Source organism: Pseudomonas lyxosi, from assembly GCF_047758685.1.
In the GTDB taxonomy this organism is placed as follows: Bacteria; Pseudomonadota; Gammaproteobacteria; order Pseudomonadales; family Pseudomonadaceae; genus Aquipseudomonas; species Aquipseudomonas lyxosi.
The window spans coordinates 2941142-2967828 of record NZ_CP180481.1; the positions used below are offsets into that span (position 1 = coordinate 2941142).

The window sequence follows — 26687 nt, forward strand, 5'->3', positions numbered from 1 at the left end:
GCCTACAAGAGTGCATCTGCGATGCAAACAAGCGTGTTGCTATGCAAATTGGGCCTTTGATGCGGCCCCAAACGGTGGCCTATCCTACTGATGGCTCCGACCGTCCACCACTCGGAATCTGTATTTTGCGAAAATGTTGTGGTTATTACTACATTTTCCCTTGAGTGATGCCTTGAAAAAAGGTATTTGTAGCTTAACTTGATAAAAGAACAAACATCATGCCTTCGATTACGGTTGAACCGTGCACCTTTGCCTTGTTCGGCGCCCTCGGCGATCTGGCCCTGCGCAAGCTGTTTCCTGCCCTTTATCAGCTCGATGGCGCAGGCCTGTTGCACGAGGACACGCGAATTATCGCGCTGGCCCGTGAGCCGGGCAGCGAGCAGCAGCATTTGGCGTTCATCGCCTCCGAGCTGCGCCGCTACGTCGTCGCCAAAGAGCTGGACGAAGCCGTGGTCGAACGCTTTCTGGCCCGCCTGAGTTACCTGCACGTCGACTTCCTCAAGGCTGACGATTACGTCGCCCTGGCCGAAATGGCTGGCAGCGCCCAGCGGGTGATTGCCTACTTCGCGACACCGGCCGCCGTCTACGGCGCGATCTGCGAGAACCTGTCGAAGGTCGGTCTGACCGAAAACACCCGCGTGGTGCTGGAAAAACCCATTGGTTCGGACCTGGAATCCTCGCGCAAGGTGAACGACGCCGTGGCGCAGTTCTTCCCGGAGAACCGCACCTACCGCATCGACCACTACCTGGGCAAAGAAACCGTCCAGAACCTGATCGCCCTGCGTTTCGCCAACAGCCTGTTCGAAACCCAGTGGAACCAGAATTATATCTCCCACGTGGAAATCACCGTGGCCGAGAAAGTCGGGATCGAAGGTCGCTGGGGTTACTTCGACAAGGCCGGCCAGCTGCGGGACATGATCCAGAATCACCTCCTGCAACTGCTCTGCCTGATCGCCATGGACCCGCCGGCCGACCTGTCCGCCGACAGCATCCGTGACGAGAAAGTCAAAGTGCTCAAGGCGCTGGCGCCGATCAGCCCGGAAGGCCTGACCACTCAGGTCGTGCGCGGTCAGTACATCGCCGGTTACAGCGAAGGCAAATCGGTTCCCGGTTACCTGGAAGAGCCAAACTCCAACACCCAGAGCGACACCGAAACCTTCGTTGCGCTGCGTGCCGATATCCGCAACTGGCGTTGGGCCGGTGTGCCGTTTTACCTGCGTACCGGCAAGCGCATGCCGCAGAAGCTGTCGCAGATCGTCATCCACTTCAAGGAACCGTCCCACTACATCTTCGCTCCCGAGCAGCGCCTGCAAATCAGCAACAAGCTGATTATCCGCCTGCAACCGGACGAAGGCATTTCCTTGCGCGTGATGACCAAAGAACAAGGCCTGGACAAGGGCATGCAGCTGCGCAGCGGTCCGTTGCAGCTGAATTTTTCCGACACTTATCGCAGCGCACGGATTCCCGATGCCTACGAGCGGTTGTTGCTGGAAGTGATGCGCGGCAATCAGAACCTGTTTGTCCGTAAAGATGAAATCGAAGCCGCGTGGAAGTGGTGTGACCAGTTGATCGCCGGGTGGAAAAAATCCGGTGATGCGCCCAAGCCGTACGCGGCCGGGTCCTGGGGACCGATGAGCTCCATTGCTCTGATCACGCGGGATGGGAGGTCGTGGTATGGCGATATCTGAATTGAAACTGCCTCAGGGCGTCAGCGCCCATGAGTTCAAAAGCCCGGTGCTGCTGGCCGAAGGCCTGGCGCTGAATGTGGCCAAGCAACTGAGTGACGCGATCGACGCGCGCGGCACCGCGACCTTGGTGGTTTCCGGTGGACGCAGCCCGGTGGCGTTTTTCCAGCACTTGGCCAAGCAGACGCTGGATTGGTCCAAGGTTTTTGTCACCCTGGCCGACGAGCGCTGGGTGCCGGTTGAACACGCCGACAGCAATGCCGGTCTGCTCAAGCGTTACCTGTTGCAAGGTCCGGCGGCCAAGGCTCAGTTCCTGAGTCTGTACAGCGCCACCGCGAACCTTGAACTGGCCGCCGAGCAGGCCGACCGTTTGCTCGCCGAGTTGCCGCCGATCGATGTGCTGATACTCGGCATGGGCGACGACGGTCATACCGCTTCGCTGTTCCCGAACAGCCCGAACCTGGCCGATGCCTTGAAAGTCGACGGCACACGTCGTTGCTACCCGATGCTGGCGCCCACCGTGCCGCATCAGCGACTGACCATGAGCCGCGCGCTTCTGGCCTCGGCCAAGACCACCGTTCTATCGATTTCCGGTCAGTCCAAACTGACCACCTTGAGTGCCGCATTGGCCGGTGACGATGTCGCCGCCATGCCGATTCGCGCGTTTCTGCAACCTACGTTAGAGATTTACTGGTGCCCATGAGCCAAGGAACAGCCGCTATGACAACCCCATCCCCGACCGTTTCCATGGCGGACAAAGTTGCCCTGATCGATAGCCTCTGCGCCAAGGCGCGGATCCTGCCGGTGATTACCATCGCTCGCGAGCAGGACATCCTGCCGCTGGCCGACGCCCTCGCGGCCGGTGGCCTGACAGCCCTGGAAGTGACCCTGCGTTCACAGTTCGGCCTCAAGGCTATCCAGATTCTGCGCGAGCAACGCCCGGAACTGGTGACCGGTGCCGGCACTGTGCTGGATCGCAACATGCTGGCGGCTGCCGAAGCGGCCGGTTCGCAGTTCATCGTCACGCCGGGCATCACCCGTGACCTGCTGGAAGCCAGCGTCAACAGCCCGATTCCGCTGTTGCCAGGCATCAGCAACGCCTCCGGCATCATGGAAGGCTATGGCCTGGGTTATCGCCGCTTCAAGCTGTTCCCGGCGGAAGTCAGCGGCGGCGTCGCGGCTATCAAAGCCTTGGGCGGCCCGTTCGGCGAAGTGAAATTCTGCCCGACTGGCGGCGTCAGCCCGGCCAACATCAAGAGCTACATGGCGTTGAAAAACGTGATGTGCGTGGGCGGTAGCTGGATGCTTGATCCTGAGTGGATTAAGAACGGCGACTGGGCCCGCATTCAGGAATGCACCGCCGAGGCGTTGGCGCTGCTGGACTGATCGGCTTTTTACCAAACACTTCGTTGTGTGTTCTACGGCTTTACGGTGCGCTTGGTCGGTGCACCGTTTTTTTTGCCCGGTGAAAACCCTTTTGGCTGTCGACTCGCTCTTTGTAGCAGCTGCCGAGCTTGCGAGGCTGCGTTCGGCTGCGTAGCAGTCGTGAATCCGGCTTACGCGGTATGCCTGACGTACCGCAATCTCTGGTTTTACGACTGCTTCGCAGCCGAACGCAGCCTCGCAAGCTCGGCAGCTGCTACAGATCGACATCATGCGATACATAGTTACCGCATCTCGCTGCTTGGCCAGCGTTAACCTGCGTTCATCTTATGGAAGAGAGAATGTCATGGACGACAACACTCCGGTTTCACCCGCACCAGCGGTTTACCTGCTTTCCCCCGAACAGATCGCCGGGCCGTATTTCCGAAATCCGAAATTGATCAGACGAAACATCAGCGAAGGCATGGACGGTATTCCCTTGGTGCTGAGGCTGACGATCGTCGATGCCATGACCGGTCAACCGGTGACTGACGCGTTAGTGGATATCTGGCATTGCAATGCACGCGGGTCGTATTCGGGCTGGAGCAAGGTCAATCCCGACAAGCAAGTCGACGTCGGTGACATCGGTTCGATCCCGCGCACCGACGACGACACTTACCTGCGAGGCGGGCAATTTACGGACAAGAACGGCATCGTGCGGTTTACCACGATCTATCCGGGGTTCTACGCTGGCCGTGCCCTGCACATTCACGTCGTGGTACGCATTACCGAAGGCAACAACTACCTGGAAGAGCGGCATGTTGCCTGGGTCGGTCAGCTCTACTTTCCCGAGGTGGCCTCGCGCTCGGTACTCAACGCCAGGGAGTACCGCGGTCGAGCCGTTTCGCCGCTGACCAACGATCAAGACTTTTTCTATGAAAACATGGGCGGCGAAGCTTCGACCTTGAACGTTCACACCCTGAGTCGAGACTCGAATAAAGACGGCTACTTCGGGCACACGACCATCGGTATCGACACCTTCGCGGTATCGACGCAGATCAAGCCCGAGGACTTCGACAAACACACCGTGTGACATCAGCGCAGTTCGGTCAACGCCCGTGCCAGCAAATCCATGTCTGCACCCGTGGTGGTAAGCCCCGGGGTTATGCGAATGCACGGACCACTCGCGGCACCACTGCGCGCCACGGTAAACAGGTTGTAGTCCTTGAGCAGCCGCTCGACCATCGCCTGTTGATCAGCATGCCGGGTAAAGCGCATCGAAGTGATGCCGCAATACAGTCGCGGGTCGTCCGGGGTCATGACTTCGATCCCCGGCAACTCGCGTACCGCGCTCACCCAGCGGTTGCGCAGGTAATTGAGCCGAGCGCCCTTGGCGGCGGATCCGCCCATGGCCTGATGTTCCTCGAACACCAGCGGCAGGGTCAGCAGCGCCGGGATGTTGGGTGTGCTGTACGGCGTGCGGGCGCGAATATCGGTAACCGGAAAATGCATCTCGCCCATGTCCGGGTCGATGTCGGCCAGGCGCTCGGGGGCGATATAAATGAAGCCCAGAGTCAGCGGTGCACCGATCCATTTGTGCAGGTTGTAGCCAGCAAAGGCGATGCCCAGTTTATCGATATTGAACTCGAGCTGGCCGAGCGCATGGGCGCCGTCGAGGATCACGTCGATGCCATGTTCCCTGGCGGCTGCGGCAATGGCCTGCACCGGCATCACCAACCCGGAGCGATGGGTGACGTGGGTCAGGGGCATCATTTTGAGTCGCGGATAACGCACGAAGGCTTCGCGGTAAGTGCCCAGCAAACTGTCGAAACTGGCAGGGTGCGAGTGTTCGATCTCGATCACCTCGATCACCTCGACGCCCCGATTGCGCGACAGCCAGCGCATGGCCCCTTTGACCGTGTCGTATTCCAGATCAGATATCAGCACCTGATCGCCCGGCGTCAGGCGGTTGTAGTTGCGGATCAGCGATTGCAGGCCGTCCGAAGCGTTGCGGGTGAGGGCGACGGTGTCGGCGGGTACGCCCATCAGCTCGGCGAGCTGCGCGCGAATCTCCAGGCTTTCGCCCTGTTCGAAGCGTTGTCGCACGTGCACCGAGTTGCTGCGATTGATCAGTTCGATGTTGCGCTGATACTCCTCGACCACCGTGCGCGACATGCGCCCGAAGTACCCGTTTTCGAGGTTGACCGGGCCGGGTTCAACCGCGTATCGGTCGGCAAAGGTACGCCAGAAAACTTCATCACGGGCGCGGCGGGTGTTATCGGGCATGGGCTACTCAATCAGGGGCCAGGTATGGGTATCGGGTCAATGGCGAGGGGCGGGTTTGCCATGTTTGGCGCGTAGCGGTTCGAGCAGCTCCGACAGGCCGTTGTGATCGATTTCCTGCATCAAGGCCAGCAAGCCGCCGAGTTCGCCGTGGGGGAACCCTTCCCGAGCGAACCAGTTCAGGTATTGGCCGGGGAGGTCGGCAATGATCCGGCCCTTGTATTTGCCGAAGGGCATTTCACGGGTAATCAACAGTTCGAGCTTTTCAGGGTTCATTCAATCAGTCGTCTTGATTCAAACAGTCTGGAAAATACAGGCATTCTGCATGCAGGCCAAATGACAGATCATGCAAATAAAGCGGATACAGTTTTCGCGTTAATCGATAAGCGATTGAAATATAAGGAATAACTTATCAATTCAACACTGGCATGCGGGATGCAACACCTATTGCATCTTTCATCAACCCGCGAGGAATTGAAAATGATCGACATGAATAAAGAAGCCATCTCTGTACTCAACGACCTGATTGAAACCAGCAAAGACGGTCAGGAAGGGTTCAAGACTTGCGCTGAAGACATCAAACACCCTGAACTCAAAAACGTGTTCGTGCAGCGCTCGGCTGACTGCGCAACGGCTGCTTCTGAGTTGCAGGCCGCCGTGCGTTCGATGGGCGGCGATCCGGAAACGTCCACCAGTGTCAGCGGTGACCTGCACCGTCGCTGGGTCGACGTGAAAGCGATGTTCACCGGCAAGGATGAAGAAGCCGTGCTGAACGAAGCCGAGCGGGGTGAAGACCATGCACTGAAGGCTTACAAAGAAGCCATCGAAAAAATCAACAAACACAACCTGGTGGGCATTCGTGACCTGGTTGAACGTCAGTACCACGGCGTGCAACGCAATCACGATCAGGTAAAAGCCCTGCGTAACCAGGCTCGTGCACGCTCGTAAGCGTTCGTTGTCTGTCAAAAACGCCAGCCAGTCTGGCGTTTTTTTGTGTCCGGGAATTAGCACTGGACGGATGTTAGTTAGCTAGCTAATAATTTGTTTATCAAGTGACTGAACCGATCCCGACTATCGTTAAATCGCCTTTCCAAGAGTCCATTACGTGCCTATCACCCTGCAGGCTTTGTTTGCGCCTGACCGCCGCGCCTTACAGTTCGCAATCAAGACCTTGATCGGTGGCGGCCTGGCGCTGTGGCTGGCATTGCGCTGGGGCCTGGAGCAACCGTCCTGGGCGTTGATGACGGCGTTCATCGTCGCCCAGCCCTTGTCCGGGATGGTGGTGCAGAAGGGCCTGGCGCGGTTGCTGGGGACTCTGGTCGGGACGATCATGTCAGTGGTGTTCATGGGGTTGTTCGCCCAGACGCCTTGGTTGTTTTTGTTGGCCTTGGCGTTGTGGCTGGGGTTGTGTACGGCAAGTTCGACCTTGCTGCGCAGCGCCTGGTCCTATTCATTCGTGCTGGCGGGTTATACGGTGGCGATCATCGCGCTGCCGGCCATTACTCATCCGCTGACGGTGTTTGATCAAGCCGTGGCTCGCTGCACAGAAATCTGCCTGGGCATTCTTTGCGCCACCGCCGCCAGTGCGCTGCTCTGGCCGATGCGGGTCGAACGGCAGTTGGCGGATCAGGCGCGGGCAGCGTGGCAAAGCGGTATGAACGCCGCGCGTGCGACCCTGGCCGGTGATGGTCAGGCGCGTAAAGGCTTGCTGGAAATCCTCGGGAGAATCGTCGCCGTCGATGCCCAGCGCGAGCATGCCTGGTTTGAAGGAAGCCTGGGTCGGCAACGAGCGCGGGCGATCAGCGGTTTGAGCCAAAAGCTGTTGATGCTGTTGCGCATCGCCCGTTCGGTGCGCCGTCAGTGGAAGCAATTGGAGCCTCAAGAAGCCGAGCAACTGTTGCCCTGGATGACTGAGGTTCAAGAGGCGCTCAACAGCCCGGATACCGCGACCCTGCAAGCACTGCGACCGAGGTTGCTCGACGCTTCCCACGATCCGCACATCAGCTCCGCGCAAAGCTACTGTCTGGTCCGTTTCACCTTGCTGATCGATACCGCCATGGCAGCGACTGCAGCATTGAAAGCGGTGGAGGAGGGCAAGGAAACGGTCGATCCACCGAGAACCCTGACCCCGCACCGCGACCTGTCATTGGCGCTGATGTTCGGTACCCGCAGTGCCTTGGCGTTTCTGGTGGTCTCGTGCTTCTGGTTAGCGACCGCCTGGCCCGCTGCCTCCGGCGCGCTGCTGTTGACGTGCGTGGTGTGTAGTCTGTTCGCCAGTCGCGAGAACGGCGCTCAGATCGGCATGAGTTTTATGCGAGGGATCTTCCTGGCAATTCCGGCTGCGTTTATCGTGGGGCAGATTCTGCTGCCGCAATGGAGTGGTTTTGCCTTGCTGTGCATGGGCATGGGCGTGCCGTTGTTTCTCGGTGCGCTGGGCATGGCCAAACCGCAGATCGGTGCGACGGCTACCTCATTTTGTTTGCACTTCATCGTGCTGGTCTCGCCGCTCAACGCGATGAAGTTCGATGTCGCGACGTTCCTCAACAGCGCTCAATCCATCGTGGTTGGTGTCGGCGCCGCAGTGCTGGCGTTCCATTTGTTGATCCTGCGCAACCCGACGTGGCATGGCCGACGTTTGCTGGCGGCAACCCTCGACGATCTGGTGCGCCTGACCCGGCGCAATCTGCGCGGTGCCGAAAGCTGGTTTGGCGGGCGCATGGCCGACCGCTTGCTGCAATTGGCGCGACACTACCCCGAGTTGCCGGAACCGGCGCGCAGTCGCTGGGACGATGGCCTGCTCGGCCTGGACATCGGCGACGAATTGCTGCATTTGCGTTTGAGTCTGGCGGTGGCGCAGGTGCCGGTCAGTGCGCCTCAGCGGCGTTATCTCGAACAGCTGGAAAAAATCCTCGAGCAAGGCCCGGCCGGCAGTCGCGCCGAGGCGTTGGCGCAGCCGAGCGAAGAATTCTTGAAGACCTTGTACGCGTTGCCCCCCAGCGATGCGGTGAAACTGGCCCAAGGCGCAGTGCTGCAATTGCAAAGCAGCTGGCGCGCCTGGTGTCGTCAACAGGAGCAAAGCCATGGGCTTGCGTGAGTGGTCGGTGGGTGGCGTGCTGCTCAGTCCGTTTCTGATTTATGTGCTGCTGGCGCTGCTCGTCACTGGAGCCTTGCGCATGCTCTTGCGCCTGACGCCGGTGGGCCGCTGGATCTGGCACGAAGCATTGTTTGATTGCGCCTTGTACGTCTGTGTATTGACCTTGATCACCGTCGTCCTCGGACCTTTATAAGGAGTTGAAAATGCGTACACCGATACGTGTCGCGGTGACCTTGTGCCTGGTGGCTGCGGCGATTTTTGCCGGCTTCCATTTGTGGCAGTACTACATGCTCACGCCCTGGACTCGGGATGCGCGGATCCGCGCCGACGTGGTGGTCATCGCCCCGGACGTCTCGGGTTGGGTGCGTGAGCTCAAGGCTTTTGATAACCAGCAGGTCAAGGCTGGCGATTTATTGCTGAGCATTGATCGTGACCGTTTCGAAGCGGCGCTGGAGAAAGCCCAAGCGGTGGTGCAGACCCGTCAGCAGCAACTCAGCCTGCGTGAGCATGAAGCCAGCCGCCGCGCTGCCCTCGGTCCACAGGCCATCAGCGCCGAACTGCGTGAGAACGCGCAAATCAACGCCGGCATCGCCCGTGGCGAACTGCGTGAGGCTCTGGCCGAAGCCAAGGTTGCGGAACTCAACCTCGCCCGTAGTCAGGTCCATGCGCCCCGCAACGGTCACATCACCAACCTGCGTCTGGCCGAAGGCAACTACGTGAATGCCGGGCAATCGGTGATGGCGTTGATCGACGATTCGACTTTCTATGTGCAGGCGTATTTCGAAGAAACCAAGCTGCCACGGATTCGTGTTGGCGATCCGGTGAAGGTCTGGTTGATGAGTGCGGGGGAGGCGTTGCAGGGGCATGTGGAAAGCATCAGTCGCGGGATTACCGATCGCAACACCACGCCGGATGGGCAGTTGTTGGCGGAGGTGGAGCCGACGTTTAACTGGGTGAGATTGGCGCAGCGGATTCCGGTTCGGATCAAGATTGATAAGTTGCCGGAGGGGATGAATTTGAGTTCGGGGATGACGGCGAGTGTTCAGGTGCAGGAGGGTAACCGCTGATCGTTCCCACGCTCTGCGTGGGAATGCATTCAGTGACGCTCCGCGTCACATAACGGCTGGACGCAGAGCGTCCGGGGCGGCATTCCCACGCGGAGCGTGGGAACGATCAGTGTCAGGCGTTCAGCCGATGCTGATTGCCGGCAACTTAGGCAACGTCACTGTCTGTTGCTTACGCGGCGCCAGAATCTCCGCCTCGCCATCCACTACCAATTCATCACGCTGGTTAAACACGCGAGTGGCAATCCGCACACGAAACTTCGGCAGCTTCTCGAGAATCTCCAGACGCACGGTCAGGGTGTCGCCAATCTTCACCGGCTTCTGAAAGCTCATTTGCTGACCGATATAAATAGTCCCCGGCCCAGGCAACTCGCAGGCAACGGCAGCGCTGATCAACGCACCGCTGAACATGCCATGAGCGATACGCTCCTTGAACATGGTGCCGGCGGCAAATTCAGCGTCCAGGTGCACCGGGTTGTGATCGCCGGACATCTCGGCGAACAACTGAATGTCGCGCTCTTCGACCGTCTTGCTGTAGCTGGCGGTCTGGCCGACTTCAAGGGCTTCGTAAGGGGTGTTGGTAACCTGGGTCATCTGTTTCAATTCCTGTCACGAATAAATAAATTCAAAAAAACTATTCCGATCTGGGTGGCCGACGGTGGCTCAGCGCCTGGGCGATCCAGCTCAACACGTCATTGATCACTTCATCGCGGTTGCTCTCGTTGAACAGTTCATGCCGTGCCTGCGGGTAAATAGTCAGTTGCAGGCTCTGGCTGCCGGCCGCGCGCAGCGCATGGGCCAGATCTTTCAGACGCTTGCCTTCGCTCACCGGATCACATTCACCGCCGATGACCAGCAACGGCAGGCCCGGATCAATCTGAGCGAGATTGGACGCTTTGCTGATTTGCTGCAACCCACCGAGCAAATCGATCCACAGTTGATTGGTGCAGCGAAAGCCGCAGAGCGGGTCGTTGGCGTACAGGTCGACCTCCGCCGGATCGCGGCTGAGCCAGTCGAACCGCGTGCGTGCCGGTTTGAATTTCTTGTTGAACGAACCGAACGACAGCCATTCGATCAGCGCGCTGCGACCCTTCGGGCCCTGGCGCAAACGTTCTAACCGCGCAATCTGCCGCGCCGCGCGATAGAGCGCCACCGGTTGGAAGTTCGACCCGCTGAGAACGGCCCCATGCAGGCTGGCGCTGTGGTGCAGCAGATAAGCCTGGGCGATGTAGCTGCCCATGCTGTGACCGAGCAGCACGATCGGCGCGCCGGAATGTTGTTGGCCGATGTGCTGGTTGAGGCTCGCCAGGTCGCCGACCACCTTGCACCAACCGTCATCGTCGGCGAAATGGCCGAGGGTCCCGTTTTCGGCAGTTTTGCCATGTCCACGCAGGTCCGGCGCGTACACACCGTAGCCCTGATCACAGAGTTTTTCCGCCAGACGGGCGTAGCGACCACTGTGTTCCGCCATGCCGTGGGCCAGCAGGATCACTGCTTTTAAAGGCGCGGCGGGCAGCCACTGGTTGACGAAGAGGCGGCTGCGGTCGCTCGCGGTCAGCCAGAAAGTGTCGTGGATCATGGCGGTTCCTTTGCATAGGGCTGCATGTGGCATGGGCGTCGTTGCATTGTATAGCGCATCCAAAGCGTGCCGTCTGATCAGGCCACGCCACGGCAGCAAGATTCACACGATCAATGTCGACCGTGCGCATATTTGCCTGATTCGCCATAGCTGCTAGTGTCCGTGGAGCCCCGCTTTTCGCTCTTTGTTTTGAAGAAGGACAGAAAAGCGGCCCCGGATAGGTTCAGGTAAAGAGGACAAGAACAATGCAACCTGATTTCTGGAATGACAAACGCCCGGCCGGCGTGCCCCTGGACATCGATCAAGGGGCCTATAAGTCGGTGATCGAGGTGTTCGAGCGTTCCTGCAAGAAATTTGCTGACCGCCCGGCATTCAGCAACATGGGCGTAACCCTGACCTACGCCGAACTGGAACGCTACAGCGCAGCGTTCGCCGGTTACCTGCAAGCCCACACCGATCTGGTGCCGGGGGATCGCATTGCGGTGCAGATGCCCAACGTCCTGCATTACCCGATTGCCGTGTTCGGTGCCTTGCGCGCCGGGCTGATCGTGGTCAACACCAACCCGCTGTACACCGCGCGGGAGATGCGTCATCAGTTCAAGGACTCCGGTGCCCGGGCGCTGGTGTACCTGAACATGTTCGGGGCCAAAGTCCAGGAAGTGCTGCCCGACACCGACATCCAGTACCTGATCGAAGCCCGGATGGGCGACCTGATGCCCGCCGCCAAGGGCTGGCTGGTCAATACGATGGTGAGCAAGGTCAAGAAGATGGTCCCGGCGTACTCCTTGCCCCAGGCCACTTCCTTCAAGAGCGCGCTGCGTCTGGGCCGGGGCCTGGGCATCAAGCCGCTGAAAGTCGGGCTCGACGACATCGCCGTGCTGCAATACACCGGCGGCACCACCGGCCTGGCCAAGGGCGCGATGCTGACCCATGGCAACCTGGTAGCCAACATGCAGCAAGTGCGGGCGTGCCTGGAGCAGTTCGGCAATGACGGCCAGCCGCTGTTGCGCGAAGGGCAAGAGGTGATGGTCGCGCCGCTGCCGCTGTACCACATCTATGCGTTCACCGCGAATTGCATGTGCATGATGGTTTCGGGCAACCACAACGTGCTGATCACCAATCCGCGGGACATCGGCGGCTTTATCAAGGAGCTGAAGAATTGGCGGTTCTCGGCCCTTTTGGGGCTCAACACGCTGTTCGTCGCGCTGATGGACCACCCGGATTTCAAGACCCTGGATTTCTCCAGCCTGAAACTCACCAACTCCGGCGGCACCGCGCTGGTCAAGGCCACCGCCGAGCGCTGGGAACAGCTCACCGGTTGTCGCATCACCGAAGGTTACGGCCTGACCGAAACCTCGCCGGTGGCTTGCACCAACCCGTACGGCGACAAGTCGCGGCTCGGCACGGTCGGCCTGCCGGTGCCGGGCACCACGCTGAAGGTCATCAACGATGAAGGCGTCGAGCAACCTCTGGGCGAGCGCGGCGAACTGTGTATCAAGGGCCCGCAGATCATGAAGGGCTACTGGCAGAAACCCGAAGCCACCGCCGAAGTGCTGGATGCCGAAGGCTGGTTCAAGTCGGGTGACATCGCCGTGATCGACCCGGACGGATTTGTGCGCATCGTCGATCGCAAGAAAGACATGATCATCGTCTCGGGCTTCAACGTGTACCCGAACGAGATCGAAGACGTGGTCATGGCTCACCCGAAAGTCGCCAACTGTGCGGTGATCGGTGTGCCGGACGAGCGTTCGGGGGAGGCGGTGAAGCTGTTCGTGGTGGCCCGTGAAACGGGTGTCAGCCTTGAAGAGCTGAAGGCTTACTGCAAGGAAAACTTCACGGCGTACAAAGTGCCCAAGCACATCGTCTTGCGTGAGTCGTTGCCGATGACGCCGGTGGGCAAGATATTGCGGCGGGAGTTGCGCGATATCGCGTAATGAATTGTTAGCGACGCAGCATCAAAAAGGGGCGACCAAGTACGGACGCCCCTTTTTTTGTCTTTGGAATTTGGCTGTAAGCCCTGTTCTAGAGCGATTTCTGCCTATATAGAATTTTTGCTCTAAAAAAGACCATTGAGCGGTCTTGAGTCACAAATGTGACCGTAGAGGCTGTTTTTGGCTCTGGTCGACCTCTGGCAAAGCTGCTACTCTCGGCGCGCTTTGTGACTTCTCGGCCTATATATAAAGCCAGACTCACCAACACACAGACACCAATAAAAAACACACACCAATAATAATCGCATCAAATGCGGTGATGAATTCGCGTTGCTGAGGAGTGGGCTTCCATGATCGAAGACTTTTGGAAGGATAAGTACCCTGCCGGGATTGCTGCCGACATCAATCCAGACGAGTATCCGAATATTCAGGCGGTGTTGAAGCAGTCCTGCCAACGCTTTGCCGACAAACCGGCGTTCAGCAACCTGGGCAAGACAATCACCTACGGTGAACTGTACGAATTGTCCGGTGCCTTTGCCGCGTACCTGCAACAGCATACCGACTTGCAGCCGGGTGATCGAATCGCCGTGCAGCTGCCCAACGTGTTGCAGTACCCGGTCGCCGTCTTCGGTGCCATCCGCGCCGGGCTGATCGTGGTCAACACCAACCCGCTGTACACCGCGCGGGAAATGGAACACCAATTCAACGACTCCGGTGCCAAAGCCCTGGTCTGCCTGGCCAACATGGCGCACCTGGCCCAGCTCGTCGTGCCGAAAACCGGCGTCAAGCACGTGATCGTCACCGAAGTGGCCGACCTGCTGCCGCCGCTCAAGCGCCTGCTGGTCAACAGCGTCATCAAGTACGTGAAGAAGATGGTCCCGGCGTATCACTTGCCCAAGGCCATCAAGTTCAACGACGTACTGCGCAAGGGCCACGGCCAGCCAGTGGCTGAGGCCAACCCGGCCAGCAGCGACGTTGCGGTGCTGCAATACACCGGCGGCACCACCGGCGTGGCCAAGGGCGCGATGCTGACCCACCGCAACCTGGTGGCGAACATGCTGCAGTGCAAGGCGCTGATGGGTTCCAACCTCAATGAAGGTTGCGAGGTCCTGATCACGCCGCTGCCGCTGTACCACATCTATGCCTTCACCTTTCATTGCATGTCGATGATGCTGATCGGCAACCACAACATCCTGATCAGCAACCCGCGCGATTTGACGGCGATGGTCAAGGAACTGTCGAAGTGGAAGTTCAGCGGTTTCGTCGGCCTCAACACGCTGTTCGTCGCCCTGTGCAACAACGAAGGCTTCCGCAAGCTGGACTTCTCGGCGCTGAAAGTCACCCTGTCCGGTGGCATGGCCCTGCAACTGGCCGCCGCCGAGCGCTGGAAAGCGGTCACCGGTTGCGCCATCTGTGAAGGTTACGGCATGACCGAAACCAGCCCGGTGGCCACCGTCAATCCAATCCAGAACATCCAGATCGGCACCATCGGTATTCCGGTTCCGTCGACCCTGTGCAAAGTCATCGACGATGCCGGCGTTGAACAGCCAATGGGCGCAATCGGCGAGCTGTGTGTGAAAGGTCCGCAAGTGATGAAGGGCTACTGGCAGCGTCAGGACGCCACCGATGAAATCCTCGACAGCGAAGGCTGGTTGAAGACCGGTGACATCGCGCTGATCCAGCCTGACGGTTACATGCGCATCGTCGATCGCAAGAAAGACATGATCCTGGTCTCCGGTTTCAACGTGTACCCGAACGAACTGGAAGACGTGCTGGCGACCCTGCCGGGCGTGCTGCAATGCGCAGCCATCGGCGTGCCGGACGAGAAGTCGGGCGAGGCGATCAAGATCTTCATCGTCGCCAAACCGGGCGTGACGCTGACCAAGGAACAGGTGATGGAGCACATGCGCGCCAACGTCACCGGCTACAAAGTGCCGAAAGCCGTGGAGTTCCGCGACGCGCTGCCGACCACCAACGTCGGCAAGATCCTGCGCCGCGAGCTGCGCGACGAAGAGCTGAAGAAGCTCGGCGTCAAGAAGGTAAGCGCGTAACAAACAAAAGCCCCGCAGATGCGGGGCTTTTTGTTGGTGCTGATATGAGTGGGCTTCTGTGGCGAGGGGATTTATCCCCGTTCGGCTGCGAAGCAGTCGTAAATCCAGACAACTTAGTCTGTCTGAAAAGACGCTGGGGCCGCTTCGCAGCCCAACGGGGATAAATCCCCTCGCCACAGGTGCTCAGTGATATTTAGAGGCGGAACTGCGCGAAATTGACGTTGGTACCCGCCGGGCGCATGTCCTGGAGGTACGAGTCCTTGTCGGCGCTCAGTTCCAGGCTCAAGGCTGCTTTACGCTTGCCTTCGTTGCGCACCACCAGGCCTTCGAGCTTCTCGCGCAGGAATACCGTCGGCACTTTCAGGTGCAGCAGTTCGTCGGTATCCGGGGTGTGCATCAGCAGGTGAACCCACTCGTACTGACCAATGGCCAGGCGTGCGACCGGAATATCGAACCACCAGATGTTGCGGTTGCGGTTCAATTCGGTGAAATGGCAGTTGTTGACGCCAAGCACAGCACCGCCAAGTTCCTGGTTTCTGCGGGCAATGGCCTGCTTTTTATCGAGTTTCATAACATTCCTACGGGATTGGATCTTCAGCGCCATGGCCTGAATACGTTGCGCATTCTCGGGGGTTGGTCGGCAAACATAAAGCCCAACCTGCACTGAACGATGAAATGTCGCCGTGAAAATAAATGAAACTCCGCGCAAACGCCTCCGGTCAACCTTGTGTAGCGACTTTCCCCGTTGAATTGTTCAGAGGAGAAACACCATGAGCAGCACTGGCGATAAAGCAAAAGGCTTGGCCAACGAAGCAGTCGGCAATGTCAAACAAGGCGTCGGCAAGGCCACCGGCAACGACAAAATGCGCGCCGAAGGCGTCGTTCAGGAAAGGAAAGGCGAAGCCCAGCAAGCGGTCGGCAAAGCCAAGGACGCGATCAAGAAAGGCATCGACAAGGCGTGATCCGGCCTTTAATGAGCAACCGAAACGGCCATCCGCGGATGGCCGTTTTTGTGTCAGCCTGAACTTGCACAAGGAAATTGTTTCAAACTCGCCAAGTAGGCTACTTTGATGTAGAAAACGGCCCCTGAGTCGCCATGACTTCGACCAAATTTGCGGCGAAAGGAGACGCTAATGTTTTTCCCACACATGAAAGGCCTGCGCCTGCACCGTGTCATGGTGCGCACGATCACCGAGTTCGTCGACGACGAGATGTCGACCTATGCCTCGGCGCTGGCCTATCAGATGCTGTTTTCGCTGTTTCCCTTCATTCTGTTCCTGATCGCCCTGATCGGTTTCCTGCACCTGCCGGACTTCTTCTCCTGGCTGCGCCTGCAATCGGAACTGGTCCTGCCGCCCCAGGCGCTGGAACAGGTGAACCCGGTCATCGACCAGCTCCAGCAATCCAAGGGTGGCTTGCTGTCGGTCGGTATCGTGATTGCCCTGTGGACCGCGTCCGCCGGTGTGCGGCTGATGATGAGCGCGATGAACGCCGCCTACGACGTGGTCGAAGGCCGGCCGGCATGGAAGCGTTTCCCGCTGTCGATTTTCTACACCATCGGCATCGCCGGCATGCTGCTGGTGGCCGCCGCGCTGATGGTGCTTGGGCCGCAGGTGATGGAATGGATCGCCTCGCAAGTCGGCCTTGAAGAGTTCATCGTGACCCTCTGGACCATCGTGCGCTGGCCGGTGGTCGTGATTCTGTTGATGATGGCGGTGGCGCTGATTTACTACGTCATGCCCGACGTCAAACAGGAGTTTCGCTTCATCACCCCGGGCTCGGTGCTGGCGGTGGTGGTGTGGATCATCGCGTCGCTGGGCTTCGGTCTGTACGTCAAGATGTTCGCCAACTACAACGCCATGTATGGCAGTATCGGCGCGATCATTGTGCTGTTGCTGTACTTCTACATTTCCGCCGCAGTGCTGTTGCTCGGCGCGGAGATGAATGCCGTGATCGAACACATGTCGACCGAGGGCAAGAATGATGGCGAAAAAGTCCCCGGCGAACTCGACCACGAACCCAAACACCACGTGTCGGGACTGGGTCGGGACCACTCGATCAAGCCGACCACTGACGAAGTCATCAAATGATCCGTGAAATTCTGAAAATGGGTGACGAGCGCCTGCTGCGCATTGCCCCGCCGGTGCCCGCCGAAATGTTCGACAGCCCTGAGCTGTGGCAACTGATCGACGACATGTTCCAGACCATGGAAAGCGTCGGTGGCGTTGGCCTGGCCGCACCGCAGATCGGCGTCGACCTGCAACTGGTGATCTTCGGTTTCGAGCACAGCGAACGCTATCCGGACGCCGAAGCCGTGCCGCAAACGATTCTGATCAACCCGTTGATCACGCCGTTGAGCCCGACGCTGGAAGAGGGTTTCGAAGGCTGCCTGTCGGTGCCCGGCCTGCGTGGCGCGGTGGATCGCTATCAGCACATTCGGTACGAAGGTTTCGATCCCAAGGGCAATCCGATCGTGCGCGTTGCCGAGGGCTTCCATGCGCGGGTTGTGCAGCATGAATGCGATCACCTGATCGGCCGGTTATACCCGTCGCGCATCAGTGACTTCAGCAAGTTCGGGTTTACCGAAGTGATGTTTCCGGATCTCGATCCGAACGCAGACGACTGATTCGAAAACACCTCAAACCACTGTGGGAGCGAGCTTGCTCGCGATGGCGGTGTGTCAGTCGATATCAATGTTGACTGTTCTGACCCCTTCGCGAGCAAGCTCGCTCCCACATTTGATCTTCATAAGGAGTTAGTGCGTTATCTGGCCGGTTCCAACCCCATGGCGATCATCGGCTTGCTGCGCGCATAGCGGCTCAAGCGTTCCGCCATGGAGTAGGGCAGTGGCGGGTCGAAGGTAAAACCGCGACGTTCATAAAACCCGCGCAAGTCCGGATGACAAAACAGCCACACCCGGCCTTCAAGATCCTTGAGCGCCTCGGCGATCAGCGTCGCAGCGATGCCCTGTTCACGGCAGGCCGGATCGACAAACAAACCCGTCAGCCAATGCCCGTCCGCCACCGGTCGCAAACACAGCGCGCCAATGATCTCGTCGCGCCTGGCCACCCAGAGCTGAGCGTCGCGGACCGCTTTCATCGACGATTGGTGAGCGCGATAAAACTTGTTCATCAAGGGCCATAAAGGCTCGGCGAGCAAGGTGTATTGGGTGTTGGGCATGGTCTTCGACTGTCGGTACGCAAAGCGGGCGATTATAAAAGAACGCGCGCGCAGCGATAGGTGTATACCTGATCTCACATCCCGTATGAGTGGAGTACGTATCATGGCCAAAGGCATGGATTCAAAAAAAGCGGCAAAGAAAAAACCGGCAAAAACCGCCGATGAAAAGCGCGCGGACAAGAAGGCCAAGAAGGTGGATGTGTTCGGTCATTGATCCCGTGACAAGGGAGCCCGGCCTCGGGCTCCCGCTGCTTCTGACGTAGTAACCAAATAATCTGCAAGAAAACCCTGCGCCATTGCACAGAAGGGGATTGGTCCCCGATCTGAGCAACGCCATGCCCCATTACTTCGATACCGCCCACCGTGAAGAAATCGACACCCTGCGCCAACGCCTGACCGCTCGCACTGAGTGGCCGACCTGGCTTTTGCTGGTCGGCGTGTACGCTGGTTGGTTCAGCATTGTTTTGGGGAGCCATCGGCTGGGGCTCTGGTGGAGCACGGTGTTGCTGATTCCGTTGGTGGTGCTCTGGTTATCGGTGCAGCACGAATTGCTGCACGGGCATCCCACCCGCTGGGCATCGCTGAACAAGATCCTCGGCTACGCTCCGTTCGCCGTCTGGTATCCCTACACCCTGTATCGCGACAGCCATTTGCTGCATCACCGCGACGAAGACCTGACCCTTCCGGGTCGCGATCCGGAAAGCCGTTACCTGAGCGCCGAGCAATGGCAGGACAGTTCACTGTTCGAACAAGGCCTGCACTGGCTGAACAAAACCGTGCTGGGGCGTTTCATCCTTGGCGCTCCGCTGGCCTTGCTGGCGCTGGCCCGGGAAGAGCTGCAGCGTCTACTGAAAACAGGTGAACGACAGGCCTGGTTGATGTGGCTGACCCACGGCACATTGACCCTGCTGATGTTGCTGTTTATCGCCCGCTACAGCGTGCTGCCGGTGTGGCATTACCTGTTGCTGATCAGCGTGCCGGCGCTATCGATTGCCATGATTCGCTCCTACTATGAACACCGTCCCCACGCCGAGCCCGAGCAAAGGACGGTCATCAATGAAGCCGCCTGGCCGTGGCGCTGGCTGTTCCTCAACCTCAATCTGCATTTGGTGCATCACGACTTGCCAGGGCTGCCCTGGTACGACTTGCCCCGCGCCTACCACGCGCGTCGCGAGCAATGGCTGGCGCGCAGCGGCGGGTTTCTGGTGCAGGGTTATGGCCAGTTGTGGCGCCGGCATGGGGTGAAGGCTATCGACAGCCCTCGGCATCCGTTCAGTTGAGAAATCCAATGACTTCAGCCTACGCAGAACTTTTGATGTACGTCGCCCCCGAGCCGATCCGCGAGGCCAACGAGCGCTGGCTGACGCGAATTATCGAGCGACTGGGTGCCACCCGCCGCAACGCCGAAGGCCTTTCGCTGATGGACCTCTGGTTGTCCCCGAACTTGCTGTTGACCCAAACCTGCGGCTATCCGCTGATGACCGCGTTGCGCGGTCGGGTTCGGGTCATCGGTCGTCCTCGTTATGAACTGCCGGACGCCAACGGTGGCAACCATTGCAGCCTGTTGCTGAGTCGCTCCGATGATCCACGGCGCAGCCTGCCGGCCTTTCGCGACAGTCGGGGGGTGATCAATGGCGAAGATTCCAACAGCGGCATGAACCTGCTGCGTCACCGCCTGGCGCCGTTGCATCGAGACGGGCAGTTCTTCTCCAGTGTCGGTATCAGCGGCAGCCACCGTGAAAGTCTGCGCGGGTTGCGTGAAGAAACAGCGGACCTGGCGGCCATCGACAGCGTCACCTTTGCCTATCTGGCGCGGCACGCCGAAGAAGAAGTGGCCGGCCTGCGGGTCATTGCGCGAAGTGCGTTCAGTCCGACCTTGCCGTTTATCACCGCCGCGACTGTCACCGATGAACAGGCTGAAGAGCTGCGTCAGGTGATGAACACGACGTTGTGGGAATTGCCCGAGGTCAGCGAAATCCTCGGTCTGCGAGAGGTATTGCCGGCCAGCGAAAGCGACTATCAGATTGTGCTCGCCTATCAGCAAGAGGCTGAGGCGTTGGGGTTTGGGCGATTGCGGTAGGGGGGAAGATCGCAGCCTCGTTTCACTCGACAGCTGCTACAGATATACACCGATTTCCTGTAGCAGCTGTCGAGTGAAACGAGGCTGCGATCTTTTAATGGTTAATTCTAAAATAGAATATAAAAATGCTTTTTAAGTATTATTAATGAATAAGGCTCCTTGCTAGGATCGCGTCACCGGATCACCGGACATTCAGCGACCCCTCACCCTTGGAGCCTCTATGTCCGGCACCGACCTTTCCCATCGCAACGACGTGGGCGGATTGTTCCGCGCGCATTACCCCTGGCTGTGCGCACGGTTGCGCCGGCATCTGGGGGCCAGTTCCAGCGTCGAAGACATCGCTGCCGAAACCTTTTTACAACTGCTCGAATCGCCGGGGCTGACCCCGATCCGCGAGCCTCGCGCCTTGCTCACCACCATTGCCCAGCGGTTGATCTATCAGCTCTGGCGCCGCCGTGACCTGGAACGCCAGCACCTCGATCAGTTGCAACACCTCGATCAGCAGCAAGCGATATCGCCCGAAGAACGGGTGCAACTGACCCAGGCATTGCATGGCCTGGATCGTACGCTTGAGCGCTTGCCGGGCAAGGTTCGCGCAACTTTCCTGTTGTCGCGAATCGACGGTCTGACCTACCCGCAAATCGCCGCCGAACTGGGCATTTCCCAACGTTCGGTCAGCGTTTACATGACTCGTATCCAGGCCCTGTGCGCCCGGCACAGCGCCAACCAATCCTTGAATTCCCTGACCCGGAGGTCCGCATGAGATCGATCAAAACCCTGCTTGGCAGTTCGCTTCTGGCCCTGAGCCTTGTGGCAACCCACGTTCCCGCCGCGGAGAAAACCGCGCCGATCCACTTCGGCGACATCACCTGGGAAAGCGGCAGCCTGATCACCGAAATCCTGCGATTGATAGTCGAGAAAGGTTACGGCTACCCGACCGATACCTTGCCGGGCAGCACCGTCAGCCTCGAAGCGGCACTGGCCAAGAACGATATTCAAGTGATCGGCGAAGAGTGGGCCGGGCGCAGTCCGGCGTGGGTCAAAGCCGCCTCGGAAGGCAAAGTGTTTGGGCTGGGCGACACGGTCAAAGGCGCCACCGAAGGCTGGTGGGTGCCGGAATACGTGATCAAGGGCGACCCCGAACGCGGCATCAAACCCCTGGCCCCGGAGCTGAAATCCGTCGCCGACCTGGCGCGCTACAAGGACGTGTTCCGCGACCCGGAAGACCCGAGCCGTGGCCGCTTCCTCAACAGCCCGACCGGCTGGACCTCGGAGATCGTCAACAGTCAGAAACTCAAGGCTTATGACCTGACCGGCAGCTTCGTCAACTTCCGCACCGGCTCCGGGGCGGCGCTGGATGCCGAGGTGGCTTCGTCGATCCGTCGTGGCAAACCGGTGCTGTTCTACTACTGGTCGCCGACGCCGCTGTTGGGGCGTTTCAAACTGGTGAAACTCGACGAGCCGGCCTTCGACGCTGAAGCCTGGAAGACCCTGGCCGACGCCAACAACCCGAATCCAAAAGGCACCCGTTCGATGCCGGCAAACCTGGCGATCGGCGTGTCCGCGCCGTTCAAGGCGCAGTACCCGGACCTGGTGGCGTTCTTCGAAAAGGTCGACCTGCCGATCGATCTGCTGAACCACACGCTCGGTCAGATGAGCGAAAAGCGCCTGCAACCGCGTCAGGTGGCCGAAGCGTTTTTGCGTGATCAACCGCAGATCTGGAAGGGCTGGGTGCCCGGTGAAGTGGCCACCAAAGTGAGTGCAAGTTTGTAGCCTTAATCCGACTCAGCGGCCAATGCAGCCTTCACGGCTGGCCGCTGATCAACCCGTGCCTGAAACCGCGCCAACGCCGGCCACTCATTCAAATCGATGGCAAACAGGTGCGCCCAGCGCAACACCGTAAACAAATACGCATCGGCAATGCTGAACCCGTCAGCCATCAAATAGTCCTGGCGCTCCAGCGTCTGACACAACACCGCAAACCGCTTGAACAGTTTCTCTTTGATGAGGGCTTTCACCTCATCCGGGAACTGCGAACTGAACAGCCAACCCAATCCGCCATGAATCTCGGTCGAGATGAAATTCAGCCACTCCTGCAATCGCACTCGCTCGAACGTCCCGCTCACGGGTGCCAGGTTCGCTTCGGGTCGCAGGTCTGCCAGGTATTGCAGGATCGCCGGGCCTTCGGTCAGTACTTGGCCATTGTCCAATTGCAGTGCCGCGACGTAACCCTTTGGGTTGATGGCGAGGAAGTCGTCGCCGTTGGCGGTTCGCTTGGTGGTGTTGTCGACGCGGATCAATTCGAACGGCAGATCGAGTTCGCGCAGCACGATATGCGGCGCCAGCGAGCAGGCGTGTGGGGCGTAATACAACTTCATTGGCAGGGCTCTGGCTGGGGATTTGCGCCAGTGTCATAGTGCGCGGCACCCTCGGTAAAATTAATCTTTCAGAAAGCCGCCATAAGGAAAGCTACTGCCATGATGAATCTGATGCACTGGCGAATGGTGGTGGCCGTGGCTGATACGGGCAACATTACCCGGGCTGCCGAGCGGGTCGGCATGACCCAGTCCGGTGCCAGCCAGGCCTTGGCGTTGATTGAAGAAACCCTGGGCGTTCCACTGTTCAGTCGGGAGAATCGCCAGACCTTGCCGACGGCAATCGGCCTGTCTGTGATCGAACACGCGAGAACGATGCTTGGTGCTCTGGAAGCCATTCGCAGTACTGTCGATTCCACCAAAGACATTCAGCGCGGGACGATTCGCCTGGCCAGTTTCCCCATGGTGTTGGCGACTTTCCTGCCGCCGCTGCTGCGTCAGTTCAACCGGCTTTATCCCGGCATTCAGGTGGTCGCGCTGGAGGTCAGTGACGATGAAGTGGAAACGCTGCTCGGCGCCGGGCTGGTGGATGTCGGCGTGGTGTTGAACCCGGCGCCCGAGCGCAATGCCGGTCGCCTGGGACGTGATGCCTGGATGGCGGTGGTGCCCGGCGGCCATCCTTTGGCTCGCCGTTCGAATGAAGAAGGCGTCTCCCTGGCAGAGTTGGCAGAGCAGCCTTTTGTACTGGCCACGGGCGGTTGTTCGACCAACGCTCGCAGCCTGGCGGAGGATGCCGGACTGCAGCTGCGCGACGTTCGGGTCGAGGTTCGTGAATGGAGCAGTGCGTTCACCCTGGTGCGGGAAAACATCGGCGTGACGCTGGTGCCGGAGATGACACTGCCGAGCCAACTTCAGGGTCTGCGGGTGGTGCCGGTCAAACCACGTATCGATCGAGAGTTTGCTTTGGTGGCCGCTGCGAATAAGCCACCTTCGTCGGCGGTGCAGGCGTTGATGGGCATGCTCGCTGAGAAATGACTCATACCGCAGATAAACGGATACCGGCAATGTAGAAAGGGTCCCTTTAGAGGCACCCTTTTTAGGCAGAGGTCGACCGCACGATGGATCAGCGATGGGCGATGTTTTCCAGAGCCAGGTTGCGGGTTCGCTCGCGCCAAGGAACAACCCGAGAAACGTCGCCGAGGCGAAGGCAGCCTGATCGGAGGGTTTATGGCGCAATCGGGATATCGAACGTCTGAAACGCATCATCCACCGGCCGGTAACCCAGCACCCGCATGGTTTCGCTGAGGTCCAGGCGCTTGAAGCGGTTGTTGGAAATGCCGTGGGCGATCAGGTGTTGCACGCCTTCGACCTCCACCGAACGTTGCAGCAACTGCACCGCATCGAGCGGGCTCAGCCAGGCGCTCAGGTCTCGGGCATTGGTCAGTTCATGACGGTCCGGGAATTCGAAAGCGCCGATCCGTATCGCGATGGTCGAAAGGTTGCGTTTGGCAGCATAGAACGCACACAACGCTTCGCCATAACACTTGCTGACGCCATACAGATTGGCCGGCATGACCTGCATGCCCGGGGTGATCTGCCGGTCCACCGGGTAGCCTTCGATGGTTTGCGCACTGCTGGCGAACACCAGTCGTTTGCAGCCAGCCGTTGCCGCGGCTTCGAACAGGTAAGTGGTGGCCAGGATGTTATTGGGCAGCAGCTCATTGAAAGTGGCAGTGGCGTGAGGAATGCCGGCCAGGTGCACGATGACGTCGATCCCTTTCAATACTTCGCCCATGGCCGCGGGGTTGGACAGGTCCAGGCTAACGAAACGGTGAGGCGCATCGACCACAAAGTCGGGCTCGACGCGATCCGTCAGGACGAAGGTGTAGCGGTCTTTTGAGGCTTCGAAAAAGGTTTTGCCGATTCTGCCGCAGGCACCGGTCAGCAGTACGTTGAGTCCGTTCATGAGTCTCTCTTTTCAGGGAAGGAGCGTTGCGGGTTTGGCGTTATGGCAGGCCGTTGCAGCCATGTTTCAGGAATCCCGGACGTTGTGCCAACCGTTGGAAATACTCGTCGATGGCCGGGTAGTCGGGGCGCTCCATCGGTGTCATCAGCCAGCGGTTGATCGACAACCCGATGACGATGTCCGCCAGCGTGAAGTGTGGCCCGGCGACATACGCTTTGGTGGTCACGAGCTGATGCTCGAGGATGCCCATTTTCTGATTCCAGCCGTGTACACCGGCGGCAATGTGATGCGGGTCCTGGAACTCCGGATCTTTGCGTACCAACGCCGTGAACGCATAGCTCCAGGAGGCATTGAGTTCAGTCGCTTGCCAATCCATCCACTGTTCCACCCGAGCGCGGGCCGCGGGATCGTGGGGTAGCAGATCGGTGTTGTGGTGTTTGCCGGCCAGATAGCGACAGATGGTGTTGGACTCCCACAGCACGCCGGCCTCATCGATGATCACCGGCACCAGTGCGTTGGGATTGAGCCTGAGAAACTCTGGCGTGTGGGTCGACGCATAACCGCCGCCCCAGTCTTCACGTTCGTAGGCAACACCCAGTTCCTCACAGGTCCACAGGACTTTTCTGACGTTGATGGACGAGGCTTTACCCAGAATCTTCAGTGCATGTTCCATGGAGCTACTCCGTTAGCAGTTCGAGGCTTCGGGAATTAATAGTGTGCCTGCCAACGGGCGACATCAAGCACCTGTGGCGAGTGGGATCGCGAAACACGCTCTTTGTAGCAGCTGGCGAAGCCTGCGTTCGGCTGCGAAGCAGTCGTAAAACCTGAGAGTGCGGTCTTCCTGAATCACCGTGCCGGTTGAATTGACGTCTGCTGCGCAGCCGAACGCAGGCTTCGCCAGCTGCTACAGATCGCGCTACGGCTTGCCCACTCGCCACGTCAGGTACTCTCGCGCACCTTCAACTCAAACCCCATGTCCTGCACCGGTTTCGCCACCGTATTACCAGCCATCAACGTCAACATCTGCTCCGCTGCACGCCGGCCAATCGCCTCGCGCGGCGTGCTGATGCTGCTCAGGCGCGGCACCATGTGCGCCGAGGCCGGCAGGTCGTTGAAGCCGAGGATCGCCACTTGTTCGGGGATCTTGATCCCGCAGCGCATGGCTTCGAGCAATGCGCCCTGGGCCAGGTCGTCGTTGCCGAAGAAAATGGCATCGACATCAGGATGAGTGGCGAGCAGTTGCAGGAACAGTTCGCCACCGAGACCGACGGAGGAGGCACGAGGTGTCAGCACTTCCAGATCCGGGTCATACAAACCGGCCTTTTGCAGGGCTTTGCGGAAACCTTCACCGCGCAGCAGCGTGCGTTGATCCAGTTGCGCGCCGATGTAGGCCAAGCGTTTACGACCCCGTGACAGCAAATGCCCGGCCGCTGTCTCGCCGGCAGCGAGTTGCGAAAAACCCACGCAATTCACGCCGGCTGCGCTGTCCAGTTCCATCATGTACACGCAGGGAATGTTGCTGGCCTCGATCATCCGTCGTGAACTTTCGGTGCGGTCGAAACCGGTCAGCAGCAAACCGCGCGGTTGATACGCCATGTAGTTGCGCAGCAGGTTTTCTTCTTCATCACGTGAGTAATGGAAGTTCCCGATCAGCACTTCGAAGCCTTTTGGGCGCAAAACCTGATGAATGGCTTCCAGCGTGTCGATGAACAATAAGTTGGACAGCGATGGCACCAAAACCACCACCGAATGGCTCTGGGCCGAGGCTAACGCGCGGGCGGCAGGGTTGACCACGTAGTTGAGGTCGAGGGCGGCTTTCTGCACCTTTTCCACCAATTCGGTGGCCACCGTGCTGACCCCGCGCAGGGCGCGAGAGGCGGTGATCGGGCTGACACCGGCCAGGCGTGCGACTTCGTTCAAAGTGGGGCGGCCAGTGGTGCGCGTATTTTTATCGTTTTTAGGGGAGATCATCGGACGGCTTGCCAAACAAAATTCGAGGCACTAAGGTAGCGCTGTCTCGATGCAGCTGCAAATGCGTGAGCGGGGTTTGCCTGAACCTCGCTTTTTGGCCTTGGGTCCGAACATGCTGCAACCCAC

General features: G+C 59.2%; 28 protein-coding genes. 18 read left to right on the forward strand and 10 right to left on the reverse strand.

Going from position 1 to position 26687, the window contains the following annotated elements:
- The first annotated feature begins 218 nt into the window (after positions 1 to 218).
- The 4 genes from zwf to ACMXYI_RS13490 all read left to right on the forward strand — a co-directional run bounded on the left by zwf (position 219) and on the right by ACMXYI_RS13490 (position 4140).
- A complete protein-coding gene (gene zwf / locus ACMXYI_RS13475) occupies positions 219 to 1688 on the forward strand; it encodes a glucose-6-phosphate dehydrogenase (protein WP_008151108.1) in 1470 nt (489 codons plus the stop codon).
- Entirely contained in the window at positions 1675 to 2388 is a 714-nt protein-coding gene (gene pgl / locus ACMXYI_RS13480; protein ID WP_415773572.1) for a 6-phosphogluconolactonase, read from the forward strand. The genes zwf and pgl overlap by 14 nt, the downstream gene beginning before the upstream one ends.
- Positions 2389 to 2405: 17 nt before the next feature.
- Positions 2406 to 3071, forward strand: a complete 666-nt coding sequence (locus tag ACMXYI_RS13485; protein WP_008151112.1) for a bifunctional 4-hydroxy-2-oxoglutarate aldolase/2-dehydro-3-deoxy-phosphogluconate aldolase — start codon at positions 2406 to 2408, stop codon at positions 3069 to 3071.
- Positions 3072 to 3414: 343 nt separating this feature from the next.
- Positions 3415 to 4140: an intradiol ring-cleavage dioxygenase gene (locus ACMXYI_RS13490; protein WP_415773573.1), complete on the forward strand. Its 726-nt coding sequence runs from the start codon at positions 3415 to 3417 to the stop codon at positions 4138 to 4140.
- A 2-nt stretch (positions 4141 to 4142) separates the two neighbouring features.
- Here ACMXYI_RS13490 and ACMXYI_RS13495 read toward each other — a convergent pair whose 3' ends face one another.
- Both ACMXYI_RS13495 and ACMXYI_RS13500 read right to left on the reverse strand, forming a co-directional pair.
- The gene (locus ACMXYI_RS13495) at positions 4143 to 5333 is read right to left on the reverse strand and encodes an aminotransferase class V-fold PLP-dependent enzyme (protein ID WP_415773574.1); all 1191 of its coding nucleotides are present in this window, start codon (positions 5331 to 5333) and stop codon (positions 4143 to 4145) included.
- 36 nt (positions 5334 to 5369) lie between these two features.
- Positions 5370 to 5606, reverse strand: a complete 237-nt coding sequence (locus ACMXYI_RS13500) for a DUF3820 family protein (RefSeq protein ID WP_007949456.1) — start codon at positions 5604 to 5606, stop codon at positions 5370 to 5372.
- A gap of 204 nt (positions 5607 to 5810) precedes the next feature.
- Between ACMXYI_RS13500 and ACMXYI_RS13505 the strand changes: the two genes are divergently transcribed.
- From ACMXYI_RS13505 to ACMXYI_RS13520, 4 genes are all read left to right on the forward strand, one after another.
- Positions 5811 to 6278, forward strand: a complete 468-nt coding sequence (locus tag ACMXYI_RS13505; protein WP_415773575.1) for a ferritin-like domain-containing protein — start codon at positions 5811 to 5813, stop codon at positions 6276 to 6278.
- 157 nt (positions 6279 to 6435) lie between these two features.
- The gene (locus ACMXYI_RS13510; RefSeq protein ID WP_415773576.1) at positions 6436 to 8424 is read left to right on the forward strand and encodes an FUSC family protein; all 1989 of its coding nucleotides are present in this window, start codon (positions 6436 to 6438) and stop codon (positions 8422 to 8424) included.
- Positions 8411 to 8617 (forward strand): DUF1656 domain-containing protein, encoded by a 207-nt coding sequence (locus ACMXYI_RS13515; protein ID WP_008151119.1) that lies wholly within the window; start codon positions 8411 to 8413, stop codon positions 8615 to 8617. Before ACMXYI_RS13510 ends, ACMXYI_RS13515 begins: the two co-directional genes overlap by 14 nt.
- Before the next feature lie 10 nt (positions 8618 to 8627).
- The gene (locus tag ACMXYI_RS13520) at positions 8628 to 9491 is read left to right on the forward strand and encodes an efflux RND transporter periplasmic adaptor subunit (protein WP_415773577.1); all 864 of its coding nucleotides are present in this window, start codon (positions 8628 to 8630) and stop codon (positions 9489 to 9491) included.
- Between the two features lie 120 nt (positions 9492 to 9611).
- Here the strand turns inward: ACMXYI_RS13520 and ACMXYI_RS13525 are convergent, their stop codons facing one another.
- Together ACMXYI_RS13525 and ACMXYI_RS13530 are read right to left on the reverse strand one after the other, a co-directional pair.
- Complete coding sequence (locus ACMXYI_RS13525; protein ID WP_347804630.1) at positions 9612 to 10082, reverse strand: MaoC family dehydratase; 471 nt, start codon at positions 10080 to 10082, stop codon at positions 9612 to 9614.
- Positions 10083 to 10122: 40 nt separating this feature from the next.
- Positions 10123 to 11067 (reverse strand): alpha/beta hydrolase, encoded by a 945-nt coding sequence (locus ACMXYI_RS13530; RefSeq protein WP_415773578.1) that lies wholly within the window; start codon positions 11065 to 11067, stop codon positions 10123 to 10125.
- A 245-nt stretch (positions 11068 to 11312) separates the two neighbouring features.
- Between ACMXYI_RS13530 and fadD2 the strand changes: the two genes are divergently transcribed.
- Both fadD2 and fadD1 read left to right on the forward strand, forming a co-directional pair.
- A complete protein-coding gene (gene fadD2, locus ACMXYI_RS13535; RefSeq protein ID WP_415773579.1) occupies positions 11313 to 13001 on the forward strand; it encodes a long-chain-fatty-acid--CoA ligase FadD2 in 1689 nt (562 codons plus the stop codon).
- A gap of 347 nt (positions 13002 to 13348) precedes the next feature.
- Complete coding sequence (fadD1, locus tag ACMXYI_RS13540; RefSeq protein ID WP_415773580.1) at positions 13349 to 15049, forward strand: long-chain-fatty-acid--CoA ligase FadD1; 1701 nt, start codon at positions 13349 to 13351, stop codon at positions 15047 to 15049.
- A gap of 193 nt (positions 15050 to 15242) precedes the next feature.
- On the opposite strand, the gene ACMXYI_RS13545 is transcribed toward fadD1, so the two are convergent.
- Positions 15243 to 15620 carry a hypothetical protein gene (locus tag ACMXYI_RS13545; RefSeq protein WP_033056806.1) on the reverse strand — a complete coding sequence of 126 codons (378 nt, stop codon included), beginning with the start codon at positions 15618 to 15620 and terminating at the stop codon, positions 15243 to 15245.
- 199 nt (positions 15621 to 15819) lie between these two features.
- On the opposite strand from ACMXYI_RS13545, the gene ACMXYI_RS13550 reads away from it, so the two are divergent.
- The 3 genes from ACMXYI_RS13550 to def all read left to right on the forward strand — a co-directional run bounded on the left by ACMXYI_RS13550 (position 15820) and on the right by def (position 17675).
- Positions 15820 to 16011 (forward strand): CsbD family protein, encoded by a 192-nt coding sequence (locus ACMXYI_RS13550; RefSeq protein WP_123367193.1) that lies wholly within the window; start codon positions 15820 to 15822, stop codon positions 16009 to 16011.
- 171 nt (positions 16012 to 16182) lie between these two features.
- Positions 16183 to 17139 (forward strand): YihY/virulence factor BrkB family protein, encoded by a 957-nt coding sequence (locus ACMXYI_RS13555; protein WP_415773581.1) that lies wholly within the window; start codon positions 16183 to 16185, stop codon positions 17137 to 17139.
- Positions 17136 to 17675, forward strand: a complete 540-nt coding sequence (def, locus tag ACMXYI_RS13560; RefSeq protein ID WP_415773583.1) for a peptide deformylase — start codon at positions 17136 to 17138, stop codon at positions 17673 to 17675. The genes ACMXYI_RS13555 and def overlap by 4 nt, the downstream gene beginning before the upstream one ends.
- A gap of 137 nt (positions 17676 to 17812) precedes the next feature.
- Here def and ACMXYI_RS13565 read toward each other — a convergent pair whose 3' ends face one another.
- Positions 17813 to 18229 carry a GNAT family N-acetyltransferase gene (locus ACMXYI_RS13565; RefSeq protein WP_415773584.1) on the reverse strand — a complete coding sequence of 139 codons (417 nt, stop codon included), beginning with the start codon at positions 18227 to 18229 and terminating at the stop codon, positions 17813 to 17815.
- Positions 18230 to 18564: 335 nt separating this feature from the next.
- On the opposite strand from ACMXYI_RS13565, the gene ACMXYI_RS13570 reads away from it, so the two are divergent.
- The 4 genes from ACMXYI_RS13570 (at position 18565) to ACMXYI_RS13585 (ending at position 22082) form a co-directional block, all read left to right on the forward strand.
- Positions 18565 to 19509: a fatty acid desaturase gene (locus ACMXYI_RS13570; RefSeq protein WP_415773585.1), complete on the forward strand. Its 945-nt coding sequence runs from the start codon at positions 18565 to 18567 to the stop codon at positions 19507 to 19509.
- Positions 19510 to 19517: 8 nt separating this feature from the next.
- Positions 19518 to 20309 (forward strand): phosphate/phosphite/phosphonate ABC transporter substrate-binding protein, encoded by a 792-nt coding sequence (locus ACMXYI_RS13575; RefSeq protein ID WP_415773586.1) that lies wholly within the window; start codon positions 19518 to 19520, stop codon positions 20307 to 20309.
- 220 nt (positions 20310 to 20529) lie between these two features.
- Positions 20530 to 21072, forward strand: coding sequence for a sigma-70 family RNA polymerase sigma factor (locus tag ACMXYI_RS13580; protein ID WP_415773587.1), 543 nt, complete (start codon positions 20530 to 20532; stop codon positions 21070 to 21072).
- Positions 21069 to 22082, forward strand: a complete 1014-nt coding sequence (locus tag ACMXYI_RS13585) for an ABC transporter substrate-binding protein (RefSeq protein ID WP_415773588.1) — start codon at positions 21069 to 21071, stop codon at positions 22080 to 22082. Before ACMXYI_RS13580 ends, ACMXYI_RS13585 begins: the two co-directional genes overlap by 4 nt.
- 2 nt (positions 22083 to 22084) lie before the next feature.
- On the opposite strand, the gene gstA is transcribed toward ACMXYI_RS13585, so the two are convergent.
- Positions 22085 to 22687: a glutathione transferase GstA gene (gstA, locus tag ACMXYI_RS13590; RefSeq protein WP_415773590.1), complete on the reverse strand. Its 603-nt coding sequence runs from the start codon at positions 22685 to 22687 to the stop codon at positions 22085 to 22087.
- Positions 22688 to 22786: 99 nt separating this feature from the next.
- Here gstA and ACMXYI_RS13595 point away from each other — a divergent pair, with 99 nt between their 5' ends.
- Positions 22787 to 23659, forward strand: a complete 873-nt coding sequence (locus ACMXYI_RS13595; protein ID WP_415773591.1) for a LysR family transcriptional regulator — start codon at positions 22787 to 22789, stop codon at positions 23657 to 23659.
- Between the two features lie 190 nt (positions 23660 to 23849).
- Here the strand turns inward: ACMXYI_RS13595 and ACMXYI_RS13600 are convergent, their stop codons facing one another.
- From ACMXYI_RS13600 to ACMXYI_RS13610, 3 genes are all read right to left on the reverse strand, one after another.
- On the reverse strand, positions 23850 to 24590 hold the full coding sequence (locus ACMXYI_RS13600) for an NAD-dependent epimerase/dehydratase family protein (RefSeq protein WP_415773593.1): 741 nt from the start codon (positions 24588 to 24590) through the stop codon (positions 23850 to 23852).
- Positions 24591 to 24630: 40 nt separating this feature from the next.
- On the reverse strand, positions 24631 to 25263 hold the full coding sequence (locus ACMXYI_RS13605) for a glutathione S-transferase family protein (RefSeq protein ID WP_415773594.1): 633 nt from the start codon (positions 25261 to 25263) through the stop codon (positions 24631 to 24633).
- Positions 25264 to 25529: 266 nt separating this feature from the next.
- Positions 25530 to 26561 carry a LacI family DNA-binding transcriptional regulator gene (locus tag ACMXYI_RS13610; protein ID WP_415773595.1) on the reverse strand — a complete coding sequence of 344 codons (1032 nt, stop codon included), beginning with the start codon at positions 26559 to 26561 and terminating at the stop codon, positions 25530 to 25532.
- Positions 26562 to 26687: the final 126 nt, after the last annotated feature.